Origin of the sequence: Photobacterium sp. GB-56 (assembly GCF_003026105.1) — a bacterium.
Lineage (GTDB): Bacteria > Pseudomonadota > Gammaproteobacteria > Enterobacterales > Vibrionaceae > Photobacterium.
The window spans coordinates 53,305-70,263 of the sequence record NZ_PYNW01000011.1 but is presented as its reverse complement, the minus strand read 5'-3'; the positions used below and the strand labels follow the sequence as shown (position 1 = coordinate 70,263).

Below are 16,959 nucleotides of genomic sequence, written 5' to 3'. Positions count from 1 at the left end.
CGTAACGTTGTGGCTGGCTTAATATCATAGAATTTATACTATGCTACAGACACAACAAAGGCTGCAATTGTAACAAAAAGCAGCCTCAACCTTTTCTTGGTAAAAATGTATACCTATTAAGCCTTATACATCTTTACGAGTGATAAACATTGAATCGCCATAACTAAAGAAGCGGTATTTATTTGCTACTGCTTCATGATAGGCATTCATGGTGTTTTCATAACCCGCAAAAGCACTAACTAACATAATTAATGTTGATTCTGGTAAGTGGAAATTAGTAATCAACACATCCACGAGTTGGAACTGATAACCCGGGTAAATAAAGATCTCAGTATCACCAAAAAATGGCTTAAATTCAGTACCATTTTTTAGGGCATCTTGTGCGGCACTTTCTAATGAACGTACAGATGTTGTCCCCACAGCAATAATTCGTCCGCCATTTGCACGCGTCTCGTTAACAGCAGTAACAACCTCTTCAGGAACTTCCACATATTCAGAATGCATATGGTGATCATTGATATCATCAACACGCACAGGCTGGAACGTACCAGCACCGACATGCAGAGTGACAAAAGCAAAATTAACACCTTTTGCTTTTAGATCCGCCATTAGCTTATCGTCAAAGTGTAAGCCTGCTGTTGGTGCAGCTACCGCACCAGGCTTGGCATTATATACTGTTTGGTAGCGCTCTTTATCAGCATCTTCATCTGGGCGATCAATATAAGGAGGCAACGGCATATGACCCACTGCATCTAAGATCTCCAGCACTGTTTTATCGCTATTAAAACGAATTTCAAACAATGCATCATGACGGGCAACCATTTCAGCTGAAAACTCACCATTTTCACCCAATAATAATTCATTACCTGGTTTCGGCGGCTTAGAGGCACGAACATGCGCTAAAATAGATTTTTCATCAAGCATACGCTCAACTAAAACTTCAATTTTACCACCTGAAGCTTTATGTCCAAACATACGCGCAGGGATCACACGAGTATTATTAAATACAAGTAAATCACCAGCTTGTACAAGATCTAGCACATCTTTAAAACCTTTATGTGCCAATTCACCCGTATTGCCCGTCATTTGTAATAAACGACTCGCGGTACGTTCAGGTTGAGGATAACGAGCAATCAGCTCATCTGGTAAGTCAAAATCAAAATCTGAAACTTGCATTGTATTACGCCCTAAATCACAGCAAGCGGGCATTATATACTTAACTTCCCTTAAGATGCGAAACCCAACTGTAATTTAGATCTCGTAATATGAGAATTTCTTTCATATCGTCTGATATCAAACACTCATCCCACCAAGGAATAAAGACCACAAATATTATATTGAAATATTTGATATTCATCATGCGTGCAAACAACGTATTCCGATATATTGAAAAAAGATCAGCGAATAGAACCACCGTTCGCGATTTTTTGCAGTATTGCATGGAGGTTTATATGTTTACCGTTGCCGATATGATGACACCCCAACCGCGTACTTTGTCACGTAATGATACGTTGCTTGATGCGAAAGAAATGATGGATACTTTATCTATTCGCCATATACCGATCACCAACCACAACAATGAACTTATCGGGTTAGTAAGCCAGCGCGATATTTTGTCAGCCCAAGATTCCAATCTAAAATCAATTATTGAAAATCCACTGTCTTCCCCACTTGATGTTTTAATTGAACAAGGCATGAAAACAAAAATAATGAGTGTGGATTATCGTGCAGGATTAAAAGAAGCAGCACTTTATATGCAAAAGCATAAAATAGGTTGCTTACCCGTACTAAAAAATAAAAAATTAGTGGGTATTATTACAGATAGTGATTTTGTATCAATTGCAATTTCACTGGTAGAAATGCAAGAAGAAGTCGATCCTATTGAGCCTGATTTAGATACCCTTGATATTCTTGATTAATAAAAAAGGGGAGCATCACTGCTCCCCGATGATAACGTAATTAACAAGTACTGGTATTATATGCGGCTTAATACATGAGTACTGTTGATAACAACACTGCTAGGATAGTCACTACTATAAACACGTTATCTTAAAACTGTTTTTAGGTTTACTTAAATTGCTCTTCTTCTGTAGACCCCGTCAATGCGGTCACTGAAGAATTCCCCCCTTGAATCGTATTGGTCATGGTATCAAAGTACCCTGTTCCCACTTCTTGCTGGTGAGCAACAAAGGTATAACCTTTATCGGCTGCTTCAAATTCAGGGCGCTGAACTTTTTCAACGTAATGGCGCATACCTTCACCTTGCGCATAAGCATGGGCTAATTCAAACATGTTGAACCACATATTATGAATACCCGCTAATGTAATGAACTGGTATTTATAGCCCATGTCGGAAAGTTCTTGCTGGAATTTAGCAATGGTTTCAGCATCAAGGTTTTTCTCCCAGTTAAAAGAAGGTGAACAGTTATAAGCCAGGAGTTGATCTGGGTATTGTTCATGAATGGCTTCTGCAAACTTACGTGCTTCTTCTAAGCATGGTGTTGCTGTTTCACACCAAATTAAATCAGCGTAAGGCGCATACGCTAAGCCACGAGCAATGGCCTGATCAATCCCTGCACGAACACGATAAAAACCTTCTGCGCTACGCTCTCCAATAATGAAATCTTTATCATACGGATCGCAATCGGACGTTAATAAATCTGCTGCATTGGCATCGGTACGAGCAATCACTAAAGTCGTGGTTCCCGCCACGTCAGCCGCAAGACGAGCTGCAACTAACTTTTGTACCGCTTCTTGTGTCGGTACTAATACCTTACCGCCCATATGACCACATTTTTTCACCGATGCTAATTGGTCTTCAAAGTGAACACCAGCCGCCCCTGCTTCAATCATGCTACGCATTAATTCATACGCATTTAATACGCCACCAAATCCGGCTTCTGCGTCGGCAACAATAGGTAAAAAGTAATCAACGCCATCTTCAGGGTTACCACCATTCGCCCACTGAATTTGATCTGCGCGACGGAACGAATTATTGATACGTTTAACAACCGCAGGTACTGAATCGACAGGATAGAGAGATTGATCAGGATACATGGTCGACGCAGTATTATTATCAGCCGCAACCTGCCAACCTGATAAATAAATCGCTTCAATCCCGGCTTTTGCTTGTTGTACTGCCTGACCGCCAGTTAAAGCGCCAAGACAATTTACATAGCCTTTTTTGGCATCACCATTCACTAATTGCCATAATTTATCTGCGCCACGCTGGGCAATCGTATTTGCAGGTGCAAATGAGCCGCGCAGGTTAATGACTTCTTCCGCAGTGTAGGTACGTTTAACATGTTTCCAACGTGGGTTTTCTGCCCAGTCTTTTTCAATTGCTTCGATTTGCTGTTGGCGTGTTAATGTCATAATGGTTATCCCTCGTCTCTGTCCGCATTAATCCGTTGGTATGATGGTCAATTGATATTACGTTCTAAGGTGGTTCTATTACTGCTTACCCTCAACTACCGCGGATCCTCAGTTTTACTCAAACGCGACTGCGTTTAATTCAAATATTCATAGCCATGAAGGGTTAAGAAATTATCTAACTCTTCACTTGTCGTTAGTTTTGCCATTAATGCTGCAGCTTCATCAAATCGCCCTTGCTTAAAGCGCTCATCACCGAGCTCAGCTTCTACAACTCGCATTTCTTCTATTAGCATTTGCTCAAATAAAGCTTTAGTTACGACTTTACCGTTTGATAATGCTTTACCATGTTTAATCCATTGCCATATTGAAGCTCGCGATATTTCAGCTGTTGCTGCATCTTCCATTAAGCCATAGATAGGTACACAGCCATTGCCGGAGATCCAAGCTTCAATATATTGCACCGCAACACGAATGTTATGACGCATCCCCTCTTCTGTACGCTCACCATCACACGGCGCTAATAACTCATCAGCAGTAATGGGTGCATCGCCGTCTCGGGTAATATCTAATTGATTTTTACGATCACCCAGTACCTGATCAAAGACTCCACAAGCGGTGTCAGCCAAACCTGGATGTGCAACCCATGTACCGTCATGACCATTACTCGCTTCCAGTGCTTTATCTGTTTGAATTTTATTAAGCACCCATGCTTGACGCTCTGCTTCTTTAGATGGAATAAAAGCGGCCATGCCTCCCATCGCAAATGCGCCACGACGGTGGCAGGTTTTCACCAGCAAACGTGAATAAGCATTAAGGAACGGTTTTTCCATGGTTACAACTTGGCGATCAGGCAAAATACGATCGGGATACTGGCGAAGGGTTTTAATGTAGCTAAAGATATAATCCCAACGACCGCAATTAAGCCCAACAATATGTTCTTTCAAACTAAAAAGGATTTCATCCATTTCAAACACGGCAGGTAATGTTTCAATAAGTACCGTTGCTTTAATTGTTCCGCGCATTAAACCGAACTCATCTTCGGTGTAGCTAAACACATCACTCCACCATGCGGCTTCACGATAAGCCTGTAGTTTTGGTAGGTAGAAATAAGGACCACTGCCTTTGGCTAGTAATGCTTTTTGATTCAGGAAAAAGTATAAGGCAAAGTCTAATAGCGCCCCAGGGATGGGTTTTCCATTCCACAGCACATGTTTTTCTGGAAGGTGTAATCCCCTCACACGGCAGATTAATACTGCAGGATCATCAGCAAGTTGATAATGCTTACCAGTGTTGGGATTGGTATAGCTAATCGTACCATTCACCGCATCCCGCAGATTACGCTGACCTTCAATAACTTCATTCCATGCCGGCGCGAAGGAATCCTCAAAGTCAGCCATAAACACTTTCACATTGGCGTTAAGTGCATTAATAACCATTTTACGATCCACAGGGCCTGTTATTTCAACTCGTCGGTCTTGCAAATCTGCTGGAATATTCTGAATCTTCCACTCTGCTTGTCGAATAGACTCTGTTTCAGGGTTGAAGTCAGGTAATTGCCCTTTATCTATCAAGCATTGACGACGTTCTCTATCTTCTAGCAACAATGGAACACGTTCAGCAAAACGATCCACTAAGCGTTCTAAAAAAAGCAACGCGTCATCAGTTAGGATTTCACGCTGAGTTTCTGTTAACGGTTGCTGTAATGATAATTTCATTTGGTAATTAGATTGAACCGCAGTATCTGCCATAACGCCCCATCCTTGTAACTTAATCACTACTTTTATCAATAAGCCTCAAGAGCTTTTTAATGTTATTTACTTCTTAACTTTCCCTTTACGTTGCCGCAACATATAACAAAAAGCAAATTTCACCTTTTCTAACCAAAATCACAATAAAACAACAAAACCTTTCAAAAACAAAAAGTTAAAAAAATTAGAGTAAAAAGTCAAAACACTGAATTAAAACAAAAGTCAGTAAATAACTCGGAATCAACAACTTGTTTTAATAATGATATTTTTTGTAGGTAGTTACGTAATTTTATTACACAATGAGGAGGTTAGAATTTATTGATAATATTTGTTTTAAACAAAAATAATTTTATCAAGGGAAGGTAATTATCTGATTTAATATATTTTAAAAGTAATTATTAAGACTGTAGTTAAACAAAGGAGGAATATACTGATAAATATCACTATTCTTTGTTTGTGACGCAAAACAAAATAATCCATCAAAACAGCAACTTAAACCCATCACAACAAAAAGATTAAAATGCCGTTTAATTGAGAATTTTCGATATTTTAATCCAAATTAATGATTTTTTATTATGACGACAAAGTTAAATAAAAAAAGCCTGAAAAATACCACTTATTATCATTTCAAATAATAACGGCACCCATTCAGACTTCTCTAATATAGTGATAATTTACTTATAATAAGGTTTCAACGAGAGAGGCAAGTTTTTCAAAGGTATTAACCCTACTAGACGTTGGTCGCCAAACTAATCCTATTTCACGAAATGCCGCTTGGCCTGGTGGCTCAATCACCACCAGATTCTGGTTATCTAAGATACCGTGCTCAATTGCCATTTGGGGAATAAATGTCGTTCCTAATCCATTGGCTACCATCTGAACCAAGGTATGCAAGCTAGTTGCAGTGAATGGATTAATTTTTTCTTTCGTTGTTAGCTTACACGCAGAAACAGCATGCTCAGTTAAACAATGCTCTTTTTCTAGTAAGAAGACGGATTCATCAGGTAAATCTGCATAACGTAACGGTACAGAGACACGTTCAGCTTGGTTTTTACTGATCACCATTTTAAATGCATCACGCCCAACCACTTTACTGTGCATACCGTTAATCTCAATCGGTAGTGCAAGGATCAGAACATCCATTTCACCATTGCGTAGAGCTGTAAGTAAATTCGTGGTCGTATCTTCTCGTAAGAGTAAGTTAAGGTTGGGATAGCGTCGATTAACCTCCTGCACCAAATCACACAATAGAAAAGGCGCTATCGTTGGAATACATCCCACACGAAGAGGACCTTCCATACCATCACCGGCAGAATGGGACAATTCAATTAAATCTTGGCTGCGTGCCAGTAACTCACGGGAACGCACCACAACCTCATCCCCCATACTGGTAAAAACAAGGGATTTATTATCACGCTCAATAAGTTGGCAACTCAATAAATCTTCTAAATTCTGGATCCCCGAACTAAGTGTCGACTGGCTCACAAAACACTTTTTTGCCGCTTCGCCAAAGTGCCGAGTTTCCGATAGAGTAACTAGGTAATGCAATTGTTTTAACGAGGGAAACTTATTCATCGTATTTTTCGATTACTTCAATCTGTTTATTCCGCTTTTTTCAATTTAACAGTTTGGCTATAGTTTGTCTCGTCCAAGTATGGAGCTAACCCCCGAAGGTTAGCAAAACCCAATATTTCAGGAGCACCAAAATGGTACTAGTAGGTCGTCAAGCACCAGATTTTACTGCTGCAGCTGTTCTAGGTAACGGCGAAATCGTTGATAACTTCAACTTTGCAGAGTTCACTAAAGGTAAAAAAGCGGTAGTTTTCTTCTATCCACTAGACTTCACATTCGTATGTCCATCTGAGTTGATCGCTTTTGACAAGCGTTTCGAAGATTTCCAAGCGAAAGGTGTTGAAGTAATTGGTGTTTCTATCGATTCTCAATTCTCTCACAACGCATGGCGTAACACTGCTGTTGAAGACGGCGGTATCGGTCAAGTTAAGTACCCACTAGTTGCTGACGTTAAGCATGAAATTTGTAAAGCTTACGACGTTGAGCACCCAGAAGCAGGCGTTGCTTTCCGTGGTTCTTTCCTAATCGACGAAGATGGCCTTGTACGTCACCAAGTTGTTAACGACCTACCTCTAGGCCGTAACATTGACGAAATGCTACGTATGGTTGACGCATTAAACTTCCACCAAAAACACGGTGAAGTATGTCCGGCACAGTGGGAAGAAGGTAAAGCAGGTATGGACGCATCACCAAAAGGTGTAGCAGACTACCTATCTGAGCACACTGCAGATCTAGGTAAGAAGTAATTACCTAATAACACCATGCTCACGGTGTTATTTCTGACAAACAGCGAAACATAAAGCGACAGTCAGCTCAAAGATAAGAAATATAATAAGGCCTGGATAATACCAGGCCCTTTTTTTTATCTGTAATTTACAACCAACCGCACATTATATCCCGTCTCTGTTCGCTCCTACCTTGCTAATCCTCTACACTGCAAGACACGCTTTTTATTTCATTAAAAATTATGTCTATTCAACTTGAAGTTTGTATCGATAATCTTGAATCACTCCACTATGCCCAACAAGGTGGCGCAACACGTATCGAGTTGTGTTCCTCTCTCGCACTAGGCGGGTTAACGCCAAGTGCTGGTTTTATGCACTTAGCCGCAAAACAAGCACACATTCCGGTTTACGCCATGATCAGACCACGCCAAGGTGACTTTTTATTTAGTGGTGACGATATTGAGATCATGCTTGCCGACATTCATGCAGCCCATCAAGCAGGATTACAAGGAATCGTCATTGGCGCACTCACAGAACAAAGCCTTATCGATAGCACAACCGTTGCGAGCTTAATAAAACAAGCGAAAGGCTTAGGGGTGACTTTTCATCGAGCCATCGATCAATGTGTCGATCCTTTTGCAGCATTAGATACCATTATGAGCTGCGGCTGCGAGCGCGTACTGACATCTGGGCTTGAAGCTACCGCACCTGAAGGCGCCGCTATGATCAAAAAAATGGTTCGCTATTGTGGTGATAGGCTCAGTATTATGGCAGGTGCTGGCGTCACACCAGATAATGTTCAAACCTTAGTTGCTGAGACGGGAATAAAAGAAGTGCATCTTTCTGGTAAAACAACGCGCCCCAGTAAAATATTAAATCACACTTCTAGTGCACATATGGGCAACGCCATCTTTGATGATTTTCAAATCCCAGTGACAAGTATTGATACGATCAAAAGTGTCAAATCTAAGCTGAGAAGAGAATAAGCCGGTAAATGAACACAACTAAAAAGAGCGCTAAGTTTCTAAATCAAGCTCAGCGCCCTTATTACAGATTCATGTATCCCGAGTATTATAGGAAGTTAGTAATATCTTCTGGGTTAGTGTGGCGAATATCTTTACCTTGCACGAAATAGATAATGTATTCACAAATATTTTGGCAACGATCCCCCACACGTTCAATAGAGCGCGCCGCCCACATCACCTTCATCACACTAGGAATAGAATCGGGATCCTCTTTCATGTAAGTCATCAGTTGACGAATAATTGCTTCATATTCTCGATCAATTCGATCATCCGTTTGATAAACATCAATCGCGGCTTTAACATCCATACGGGCGAAAGCATCTAGCACTTCATGTAGCATGCGTACTGCATTTTGACCTAAAGATTCTAACGATGCTAACAAGTTATATTGCTTATTAGTAAAATTCCCTAGTGCGACTTTAGCAATACTTTCCGCCACGTCACCAATACGTTCTAAATCGGTAATGGTTTTTATAATTGCGATAACAAGACGTAAGTCACTGGCTGTCGGTTGGCGTTTAGCAATAATACGCGTACACGCCTCATCGATTGCGACTTCCATTGCATTAACTTTGCGATCATCTTGGATCACGCGTTTCGCCAAATCTTCTTCTTGTTTATGCAGTGCTTTTAAGGCATCTGCCAACTGCTGTTCAACTAAGCCGCCCATCGCTAAAACATGGGTACGAATACTTTCTAATTCATGATTGAACTGACCAGAAATATGTCGACCAAGGCTAATGTTATTTAACATGATGGTGTGTCCTTAACCATAACGTCCTGTAATATAATCTTCAGTACGTTTTTCTCTTGGGGTGGTGAAAATATCATTGGTGCTCGAGTATTCCACCAGCTCTCCCATATAGATAAAAGCTGTTTGATCTGACACCCGTGCTGCTTGCTGCATGTTATGTGTCACGATAATCACGGTATATTTGGTTTTTAGATCATTGATCAACTCTTCAATCGTTAAGGTTGATATTGGATCCAGCGCTGATGTTGGCTCATCAAGTAGTAATATCTCAGGTTCAATAGCAATCGCACGCGCAATCACTAAACGCTGCTGTTGGCCTCCTGATAAACCAAACGCATTTTCATGCAACCTGTCTTTTACTTCATCCCATAACGCTGCCGAACGCAATGAACTTTCAACCGCATCATCTAAAATACGTCGATCACTGATCCCTTGTAGACGTAAACCATAAACCACATTTTCATATATGGATTTAGGAAAAGGATTCGGGCGTTGAAACACCATTCCTACACGACGACGTAATGACGCAACATCCACTTTTGTATCGTAGATATTTTGTCCATGTAGCATAATTTTACCATCGACATGGCAGCCTTCAATCAAATCGTTCATTCGGTTAATACAACTTAATAACGTTGATTTACCACAACCTGAAGGGCCGATAAATGCAGTAACCTGACCTTTAGGAATACGCATATTGATATTATACAAAGCTTGCGTTTTACCATAGTGTAGGTTCAAACCTTCAATCGATAATGCCGTTTGCTCATCGGGTAACGAAGAGAGATCGACGGGTTCAAATAAACCTATTGATGGTGAAGCAGAATACATAATGTTCTCTCTGTTTATAATCGACTATTCATCGCACTACGTTTGCTCACAATTCTAATGAGCGAAATTTTTCACGCAGATGATTACGGATCCCAATTGCGGTTAAATTCAAACTTACAATCACCGTCACTAATAAAAATGACGTCGCATAAACCAAGGGCCTTGCCGCTTCAACATTTGGACTTTGGAACGCAACATCATAAATATGATACCCCAAATGCATAAACTTACGATCAAGGTGAACAAAAGGAAAATGAACATCAACGGGTAATGTTGGTGCCATTTTTACGACCCCAACTAACATCAACGGCGCCACTTCACCCGCCGCCCTTGCGACCGCTAAAATCAACCCCGTCATAATGGCAGGGCTTGCCATAGGAAGCACGATACGCCATAAGGTTTCCGCTTGAGTTGCACCTAGTGCCAAAGAGCCATTTCGCACTGAACTCGGTATTCGCGATAAACCTTCTTCTGTTGAAACAATAACAACCGGTAATGTCATGATCGCCAATGTTAATGCCGACCATAAAATCCCAGGGGTGCCAAATGTGGGTGTTGGCAATTGAGCAGAGAAAAAGACATCATCAATTGTCCCCCCTACCATGTACACAAAAAAGCCTAACCCAAACACCCCATAAACAATAGACGGTACACCCGCAAGGTTAATCACCGCAATACGTATGATCCTTGTAAAGTTATTATTCCCTGCATATTCATGAAGATAAATTGCTGCTAATACGCCTAATGGCGTCACCATGACACTCATTAGCAACACCATAAATACTGTACCAAAGATTGCCGGAAATACACCGCCTTCGGTATTAGCTTCACGGGGCGCTTCGGTTAAAAATTTATAAACCTGTTTCCCCCAATGCTGAAACTTTTCAATTAAGGTTAATTTATTGGGATACCACATATCTAGTACTTGAGACATCGATAAGGTGATCGTTTTACCTTGGCTATCTCGAAGTAATAAACTGGCACTATCTAGTTGAGACTGTAATGAAAACAAACGATTTTCAATGTTTTTATAAATCGTTTTATAGTTCAGTTCCTCACGTTCAATCCGTGCTTTTTCGTCAGACGTTAATTTATCTTTTAAAGCTAATTGACGCTTTTCTAAACGTAGCTTTTCTAAATGCCAATTCGTATCTGCAATTTCGATCTGTTGTAGTTTCTTTAATTCAGTTCTAATTGCAGAAGCTTCACTTAACGCGATAGGTAAATAGTCCATGCTATTACGCACACCATTTGCCATGATTGCGATAGGATAGCCATAAAACTTACCATTCGTTTCTCGATCGACAACAGCAATGTTTTTCGCTATTTCTTGATGTTTTATTTGGCTTTTTAATACCGTAAAAAAGTCGGTGCCCACTCGTTCACGATTACCAATTTTGATGAGATAACGCATCTCAACCGGACCAGGCATATGAGAAACATCAACCCCAGCTTCACGCAACTGCTGCAACGGGATCGCTTTACTGTCATACAACTCACCAATCACGGTTTGGTGTTTACCTGCAATATCAATATCGAATTGATAAACAGGTGAAGGCCAAAAGTAGCTTAAGCCTTTATAACCAATAAGTAATAATAATCCTAAAACAGCAACAAGGCTTAGGCTAACCGCACCCGCAGTTACCCAAATCCAAGGAGAGCCAGATTTAAACCATTTAATCATGCTCACCTCCCTCTCTTATAGTGAACTGTATTTTTCACGTAAACGTTGCCTCACAACCTCAGCGATTGTATTGAATACAAAGGTAAAGACGAATAATACAAACGCCGCTAAAAACAATACGCGATAATGCGAACTTGCCACTTCCGATTCAGGCATTTCAATCGCAATGGTTGCAGCCAATGTTCTTAAGCCCTGTAATAAATTCCAATCCATAACAGGGGTATTCCCCGTCGCCATCAATACAATCATCGTTTCTCCAACAGCTCGACCTAGCCCCATCATTACCGCCGAGAAAATACCTGGACTTGCTGTTAGCAAAACCACTTTGGTTAAGGTTTGCCATTGCGTCGCACCCAATGCCAAAGAACCTTTCGTTAAATGGCTAGGGACAGAGAACACTGCATCTTCTGCAATCGTGAAAATAGTGGGGATCACCGCAAACCCCATTGCGATACCAACAATTAACGCATTACGTTGATCGTAACCAATACCATAATCATGAGATAAATAACTTTGTAAATCGCTGCCAAATAGCCACTGAGACAACCATGGACTCACCGCAAAACAGCCATAACCGATCAAGACGATCATCGGGATCAAAATAGCGATGTGAAAACCATGAGGGATACGTGAACGCCATTGTCCAGGTAACATTGACCAAATAAAACCAATTACAACCATACTTATCGGTAATGTAATAAAGCTTAAGGCAACCCCAGTCAGATTCTGATCAACGATAGGTGCAAGCCAAATTCCAGCTAAAAAACCTAAGATCACCGTCGGTAAAGCTTCCATTAATTCAATCGTTGGCTTGATTAATCGACGCACTTTAGAGGACATAAAGTAAGCGGTATAAATCGCACCCGCCAGTGCCAACGGTATCGCAAATAACATCGAAAAAAACGCAGCTTTCAATGTGCCAAAAATAATCGGCACCAAGCTTAATTTGGGTTCAAACTCGTCACTTGCTGACGTTGATTGCCAAACATAATCAGGCTCAGGATATCCCTCGTACCACACTTCTTGCCACAGTGATGAAATACCAATATCCGGATGGGAATTATTCACTTTATAGGTTTGCCACTTACCATTATCTAGCGTGAGCAACATATTCGCTTTTGGTGATATAGCGATATCTTGAGGGACAGTCTCAAATACCTGATCTTGATAAATCACATCACGCTCAGAGGTATAATAAGCCGATACTCGACCATCTTGTTGAATAACAAAAAAGCCTTTGCGGTAATACTCAGGGACGATTTTCACAATAGGGCTAGAAGAAAAAAGGAAATCTCGCACCTTCACTAATTGACGTTTCCCCTCTTTGACCACTTCAAACCATTGGGTGATCGTATTATTAGAGTTGGTTACTAATAAGGAATTCGCCCCTGATAATAAATTAATCCGCTCAGGCGTTACTGTTTTATCATTGGAAAGTTTGGTTGTTTGTCTTAATACCGCGTGCTGGTGTTGAAGAGAATAAGTAAAGAGTGTTTTACCACTTAAAATATAAAGTGTTTTACCATCAGGCGTTAATACAAGCTGCTCAACATTCGCTGGTACATCATCAATATTAAATTGAAATTGTTGCCATATTTTATCATCTGCTGCGTTCATTTCTGAATGAGAGAACCTAACCACAGAGAGTTTATCTTGGTTAGTATAAGCGGCTAAAATAATAGTGTTATCACGCCCTGATATAGCTAATTTATCAATAACATCTTGTTTGGCAACGATAGATAACGGCGCTTTACCTACCGGATAATCAATCACAGGAAACAGCTGCTTTTTGTTTTGATCAAACGTGAAATTAAAATCCGCTTTCACTATTTTTACTTGCCCGTCTGCCAATGCATAGGCAACCAATCCGTCCCGCGGCAAACTGGTTGCAACAGCAGTAGGATCATTAACAAGTGTCTGTTGTTTAATTACCTGTCCTGATGCTGGCGGTGGTGATAATCGGATAAAATCGACCTGACCTTCCGTGGTAAAACGATAAGCTAAGGTATTACTATCATCAATGCCTACTCGCGCAGTGTGCCCCGGTAAGGTCAATGAGAACTGGTAGGTTGGTTTAACCGAAACAGAAGAGAAAATCGGAACAATAACGTAGAGTAAATAGAAAAAAATCAGTACCAAGGTTACAAGTACAAAAATACCGCCAGCCGTCACACCTAAACGCGCTAACTTATCTTTCATTCGACGAAGATGATTTTCTCCCATTAAAAACGAACTGGCGTGTGCCATTATTACCTCAAACCTATTTATACGGACTAAAGTGTATTTCTATTAGATGACACTTTTATTACAGTTGATATTTCCCAAAATTACATAGTGCACAAATTTATAAATCAGAACTGAAAGAGAATGTCACTAACCATCAATAAATCATGACAACTTACGCATTTACTCATTTATGTCCATATCAACCATAGACAGCATAAATGGTTATTCGGATAATTATTAATAAGTATCAATAAGTTTGTTGCTAATTGTCACGGCATCAACAACCATTACAAATAAGGAGAGCAGTAATGAAACAACTCATAATTACTGTTATAGGTAAAGATAAAACGGGACTGGTAGAGCAACTTTCAGACACGGTATATAACAACCATGCAAATTGGCTAAAAAGTTCATTAACTCAGCTAAGTGGCCAATTTGCAGGAATTGTTCAAGTGGAAGTTTCCCCTCAGCACATTCAACAACTTAGCGGTGCATTATCGCAAATTTCAGGGTTGCAGATCCACATTGTCGAAGCACAAATCAAAGCTTCCTCACAACAGCAAATGCAGAAATTAACCGTTACAGGTAATGATCGGTTAGGGATTGTTAAAGACGTCACTACCCATCTGCATCAACTGGGCATAAACATCTACAAGCTCAAAACGAAAACGGAAAGCGCTCCTAACTGGGGATACCCGATTTTTACCGCGCAATTTCAACTCGAGCTGCCAACCGATCTCAGCATGGATACCGTCCAAGAACAATTAGAATTATTAGCCGATGATTTAACCATAGATGTTGAACAATAATTTAAATATCTGGCAGATAAAACAATCACTCAAATTTACATCTCACTGTAACGCTAATACCTTATATTTGCCACAAACCGCTTAGTTTTATAATGCAAAGTAACAAGGACGAACACCGCGCATGACTACCGAAAATCTATATATTGAAAAAGAGCTAAGTTGGCTCTCTTTTAATGAACGAGTATTACAAGAAGCAGCAGACAAGTCTGTTCCTCTCATTGAACGAGTACGATTTCTCGGTATTTTTTCCAGCAATACAGATGAGTTCTACAAAGTCCGCTTTGCTGATGTGAAGCGCCAAATTTTAATTCACGAAGCACAAGGTGGCAGTGATCAAGCCAAAAAATTATTGAGCAAGATCCAAAGTCGAGTACTAAAGCTAAATCAAGATTTTGATACGCTATACAATGAAATATTGTTAGAAATGGCGCGTCGTCATATCTTTTTAGTTAATGAATTACAGTTAGAAGACAGCCAGAAAGCATGGTTGAAACATTATTTCCAACACACCATTTTACCCCATGTTACCCCGATTTTACTGACTGACGATGTCGACATACTGCAAGTCCTCAAGGATGAATATTCCTATCTTGCTGTCGCTATGACTAAAAACCATGAAACCCATTATGCGTTAATAGAGATCCCAACCGATCAACTGCCCCGTTTTGTTCAGTTGCCAAAAACCAAAGGGAAACGTCATAAAACCCTTATCTTGCTTGATAATATTATTCGACTTTGTATCGATGATTTATTCAACGGCTTTTTTGAATATGACGATCTTGCCGTATTTGCGATGAAAATGACCCGCGATGCAGAATACGATCTCAGCCAAGAAGTTGAACACAGCTTGCTAGAACAAATGTCAGAAGGGTTAAATCAACGCCTAACTGCGATGCCTGTACGTTTTGTATATCAGCGTGATATGCCGGGTGATATGATCAATGTATTATGCGATAAACTCCAAGTATCAAGCTATGACAGTGTGATCCCCGGTGGCCGTTATCACAATTTTAAAGACTTTATTGGTTTCCCTAATGTCGGTAGAAGCTATTTAGAGAACAAAGATCTTCCGCCAATTAAAAGCTATCAATTTACATCCGCTCGTAATGCCTTTGATGCCATCAAAGCGCAAGATATTTTATTGTATTACCCATACCACACCTTTAGCCATATGACTGAGTTGGTACGACAAGCCTCTTACGATCCCAAAGTTCGTAGCATTAAAATCAATATTTACCGTGTCGCTAAAAACTCACGCATTATTGAATCAATGATTGATGCTGCCAACAACGGTAAAAGTGTAACCGTCGTTGTTGAACTACAAGCACGCTTTGATGAAGAAGCCAATATTGAATGGGCAAGGCGTCTCACAGAGGCTGGGGTAAACGTTATTTTTGGTGTGCCGGGGTTAAAAATCCACTCCAAACTTTGCCTAATCACCCGTAAAGAATCAGGCGAGCTGGTTCGGTATGCGCATATAGGTACAGGTAACTTTAATGAAAAAACTGCTCGAATTTATACTGATTTTTCACTCCTAACCTGTGAAAAAGCCATTACCGATGAAGTAAAACAAGTCTTTGCTTATATCGCAAACCCATATCGCCCCGTTGAATTTAACCATTTAATCGTATCCCCGCGTAACTCTCGCTCTCGATTGTATGAACTCATTGATAGAGAAATAGCTCATGCTAAGCAAAAGTTACCATCAGGGATTACACTTAAGGTCAATAACCTCGTCGATAGAGGTTTGATTAATATGCTATATCAAGCCAGTAATAGCGGCGTGAAAATCAAATTAATTGTTCGAGGTATGTGTTCATTAATTCCCGGAATTAAAGGGATCAGTGAAAACATTACCGCGATCAGTATTATCGACAGATTTCTAGAGCACCCTCGCGTCGCGGTATTTGAAAATAATGGTGATGCTGAGGTTTATATTTCATCTGCTGATTGGATGAGCCGTAATATTGATAATCGTATTGAAGTCGGGTGCCCTATTAATTCACCGGTGTTAAAACAACGTATTATCGATATTCTTAATATCCAACTTTGCGATACTGTCAAAGCACGTATTATCGATGAAGGTATGCATAACCATTATGTACCGCGTGGTAATAGACGAAAAATTCGCTCACAAACGGCAATTTATGATTATCTGAAACACAGCGAGAAAAAACAGAAAAAGCACGCTGAAAAAACAGAGAAATAAG

Annotated in this window: 13 protein-coding genes; 5 read left to right on the top strand and 8 right to left on the bottom strand. The window is 40.3% G+C overall.

Translation table 11 applies throughout. The features are described from left to right. Positions 1 to 123: 123 nt before the first annotated feature. Positions 124 to 1,176 carry a tRNA preQ1(34) S-adenosylmethionine ribosyltransferase-isomerase QueA gene (gene queA / locus C9J42_RS15005; protein ID WP_107287717.1) on the bottom strand — a complete coding sequence of 351 codons (1,053 nt, stop codon included), beginning with the start codon at positions 1,174 to 1,176 and terminating at the stop codon, positions 124 to 126. Positions 1,177 to 1,451: 275 nt separating this feature from the next. Here queA and C9J42_RS15000 point away from each other — a divergent pair, with 275 nt between their 5' ends. Next, positions 1,452 to 1,919: a CBS domain-containing protein gene (locus C9J42_RS15000; protein WP_107302115.1), complete on the top strand. Its 468-nt coding sequence runs from the start codon at positions 1,452 to 1,454 to the stop codon at positions 1,917 to 1,919. A gap of 148 nt (positions 1,920 to 2,067) precedes the next feature. Here the strand turns inward: C9J42_RS15000 and aceA are convergent, their stop codons facing one another. From aceA to C9J42_RS14985, 3 genes are all read right to left on the bottom strand, one after another. After that, positions 2,068 to 3,375 carry an isocitrate lyase gene (aceA, locus tag C9J42_RS14995; protein ID WP_107205974.1) on the bottom strand — a complete coding sequence of 436 codons (1,308 nt, stop codon included), beginning with the start codon at positions 3,373 to 3,375 and terminating at the stop codon, positions 2,068 to 2,070. 134 nt (positions 3,376 to 3,509) lie between these two features. Further along, positions 3,510 to 5,123 (bottom strand): malate synthase A, encoded by a 1,614-nt coding sequence (gene aceB, locus C9J42_RS14990; protein WP_107205973.1) that lies wholly within the window; start codon positions 5,121 to 5,123, stop codon positions 3,510 to 3,512. 678 nt (positions 5,124 to 5,801) lie between these two features. Next, complete coding sequence (locus tag C9J42_RS14985; protein WP_107247366.1) at positions 5,802 to 6,698, bottom strand: hydrogen peroxide-inducible genes activator; 897 nt, start codon at positions 6,696 to 6,698, stop codon at positions 5,802 to 5,804. A 131-nt stretch (positions 6,699 to 6,829) separates the two neighbouring features. Here C9J42_RS14985 and C9J42_RS14980 point away from each other — a divergent pair, with 131 nt between their 5' ends. Then, positions 6,830 to 7,441 (top strand): peroxiredoxin C, encoded by a 612-nt coding sequence (locus tag C9J42_RS14980; RefSeq protein ID WP_045084291.1) that lies wholly within the window; start codon positions 6,830 to 6,832, stop codon positions 7,439 to 7,441. 221 nt (positions 7,442 to 7,662) lie between these two features. After that, a complete protein-coding gene (locus C9J42_RS14975; protein WP_107205971.1) occupies positions 7,663 to 8,406 on the top strand; it encodes a copper homeostasis protein CutC in 744 nt (247 codons plus the stop codon). Positions 8,407 to 8,491: 85 nt separating this feature from the next. Here C9J42_RS14975 and phoU read toward each other — a convergent pair whose 3' ends face one another. From phoU to C9J42_RS14955, 4 genes are read right to left on the bottom strand one after another with little or no spacing between them, the layout of a single operon-like run. Further along, positions 8,492 to 9,199 carry a phosphate signaling complex protein PhoU gene (phoU, locus tag C9J42_RS14970; protein WP_006646297.1) on the bottom strand — a complete coding sequence of 236 codons (708 nt, stop codon included), beginning with the start codon at positions 9,197 to 9,199 and terminating at the stop codon, positions 8,492 to 8,494. Between the two features lie 12 nt (positions 9,200 to 9,211). Continuing rightward, the gene (gene pstB / locus C9J42_RS14965; protein ID WP_107205970.1) at positions 9,212 to 10,030 is read right to left on the bottom strand and encodes a phosphate ABC transporter ATP-binding protein PstB; all 819 of its coding nucleotides are present in this window, start codon (positions 10,028 to 10,030) and stop codon (positions 9,212 to 9,214) included. A gap of 46 nt (positions 10,031 to 10,076) precedes the next feature. After that, on the bottom strand, positions 10,077 to 11,714 hold the full coding sequence (gene pstA, locus C9J42_RS14960) for a phosphate ABC transporter permease PstA (RefSeq protein WP_107302114.1): 1,638 nt from the start codon (positions 11,712 to 11,714) through the stop codon (positions 10,077 to 10,079). A gap of 15 nt (positions 11,715 to 11,729) precedes the next feature. Next, positions 11,730 to 13,961: an ABC transporter permease subunit gene (locus tag C9J42_RS14955; protein WP_107302113.1), complete on the bottom strand. Its 2,232-nt coding sequence runs from the start codon at positions 13,959 to 13,961 to the stop codon at positions 11,730 to 11,732. Positions 13,962 to 14,248: 287 nt separating this feature from the next. On the opposite strand from C9J42_RS14955, the gene C9J42_RS14950 reads away from it, so the two are divergent. Both C9J42_RS14950 and ppk1 read left to right on the top strand, forming a co-directional pair. Further along, positions 14,249 to 14,749 carry a glycine cleavage system protein R gene (locus tag C9J42_RS14950; protein WP_107287719.1) on the top strand — a complete coding sequence of 167 codons (501 nt, stop codon included), beginning with the start codon at positions 14,249 to 14,251 and terminating at the stop codon, positions 14,747 to 14,749. 121 nt (positions 14,750 to 14,870) lie between these two features. Continuing rightward, entirely contained in the window at positions 14,871 to 16,958 is a 2,088-nt protein-coding gene (gene ppk1 / locus C9J42_RS14945) for a polyphosphate kinase 1 (protein ID WP_107287720.1), read from the top strand. Position 16,959: the final 1 nt, after the last annotated feature.

Excerpts from the sequence above, each read along its gene's own strand:
- queA (WP_107287717.1), bottom strand. The coding sequence starts at position 1,176 with ATGCAAGTTTCAGATTTTGATTTTGACTTACCAGATGAGCTGATTGCT.
- C9J42_RS15000 (WP_107302115.1), top strand. The coding sequence starts at position 1,452 with ATGTTTACCGTTGCCGATATGATGACACCCCAACCGCGTACTTTGTCA.
- aceA (WP_107205974.1), bottom strand. The coding sequence starts at position 3,375 with ATGACATTAACACGCCAACAGCAAATCGAAGCAATTGAAAAAGACTGG.
- aceB (WP_107205973.1), bottom strand. The coding sequence starts at position 5,123 with ATGGCAGATACTGCGGTTCAATCTAATTACCAAATGAAATTATCATTA.
- C9J42_RS14985 (WP_107247366.1), bottom strand. The coding sequence starts at position 6,698 with ATGAATAAGTTTCCCTCGTTAAAACAATTGCATTACCTAGTTACTCTA.
- C9J42_RS14980 (WP_045084291.1), top strand. The coding sequence starts at position 6,830 with ATGGTACTAGTAGGTCGTCAAGCACCAGATTTTACTGCTGCAGCTGTT.
- C9J42_RS14975 (WP_107205971.1), top strand. The coding sequence starts at position 7,663 with ATGTCTATTCAACTTGAAGTTTGTATCGATAATCTTGAATCACTCCAC.
- phoU (WP_006646297.1), bottom strand. The coding sequence starts at position 9,199 with ATGTTAAATAACATTAGCCTTGGTCGACATATTTCTGGTCAGTTCAAT.
- pstB (WP_107205970.1), bottom strand. The coding sequence starts at position 10,030 with ATGTATTCTGCTTCACCATCAATAGGTTTATTTGAACCCGTCGATCTC.
- pstA (WP_107302114.1), bottom strand. The coding sequence starts at position 11,714 with ATGATTAAATGGTTTAAATCTGGCTCTCCTTGGATTTGGGTAACTGCG.
- C9J42_RS14955 (WP_107302113.1), bottom strand. The coding sequence starts at position 13,961 with ATGGCACACGCCAGTTCGTTTTTAATGGGAGAAAATCATCTTCGTCGA.
- C9J42_RS14950 (WP_107287719.1), top strand. The coding sequence starts at position 14,249 with ATGAAACAACTCATAATTACTGTTATAGGTAAAGATAAAACGGGACTG.
- ppk1 (WP_107287720.1), top strand. The coding sequence starts at position 14,871 with ATGACTACCGAAAATCTATATATTGAAAAAGAGCTAAGTTGGCTCTCT.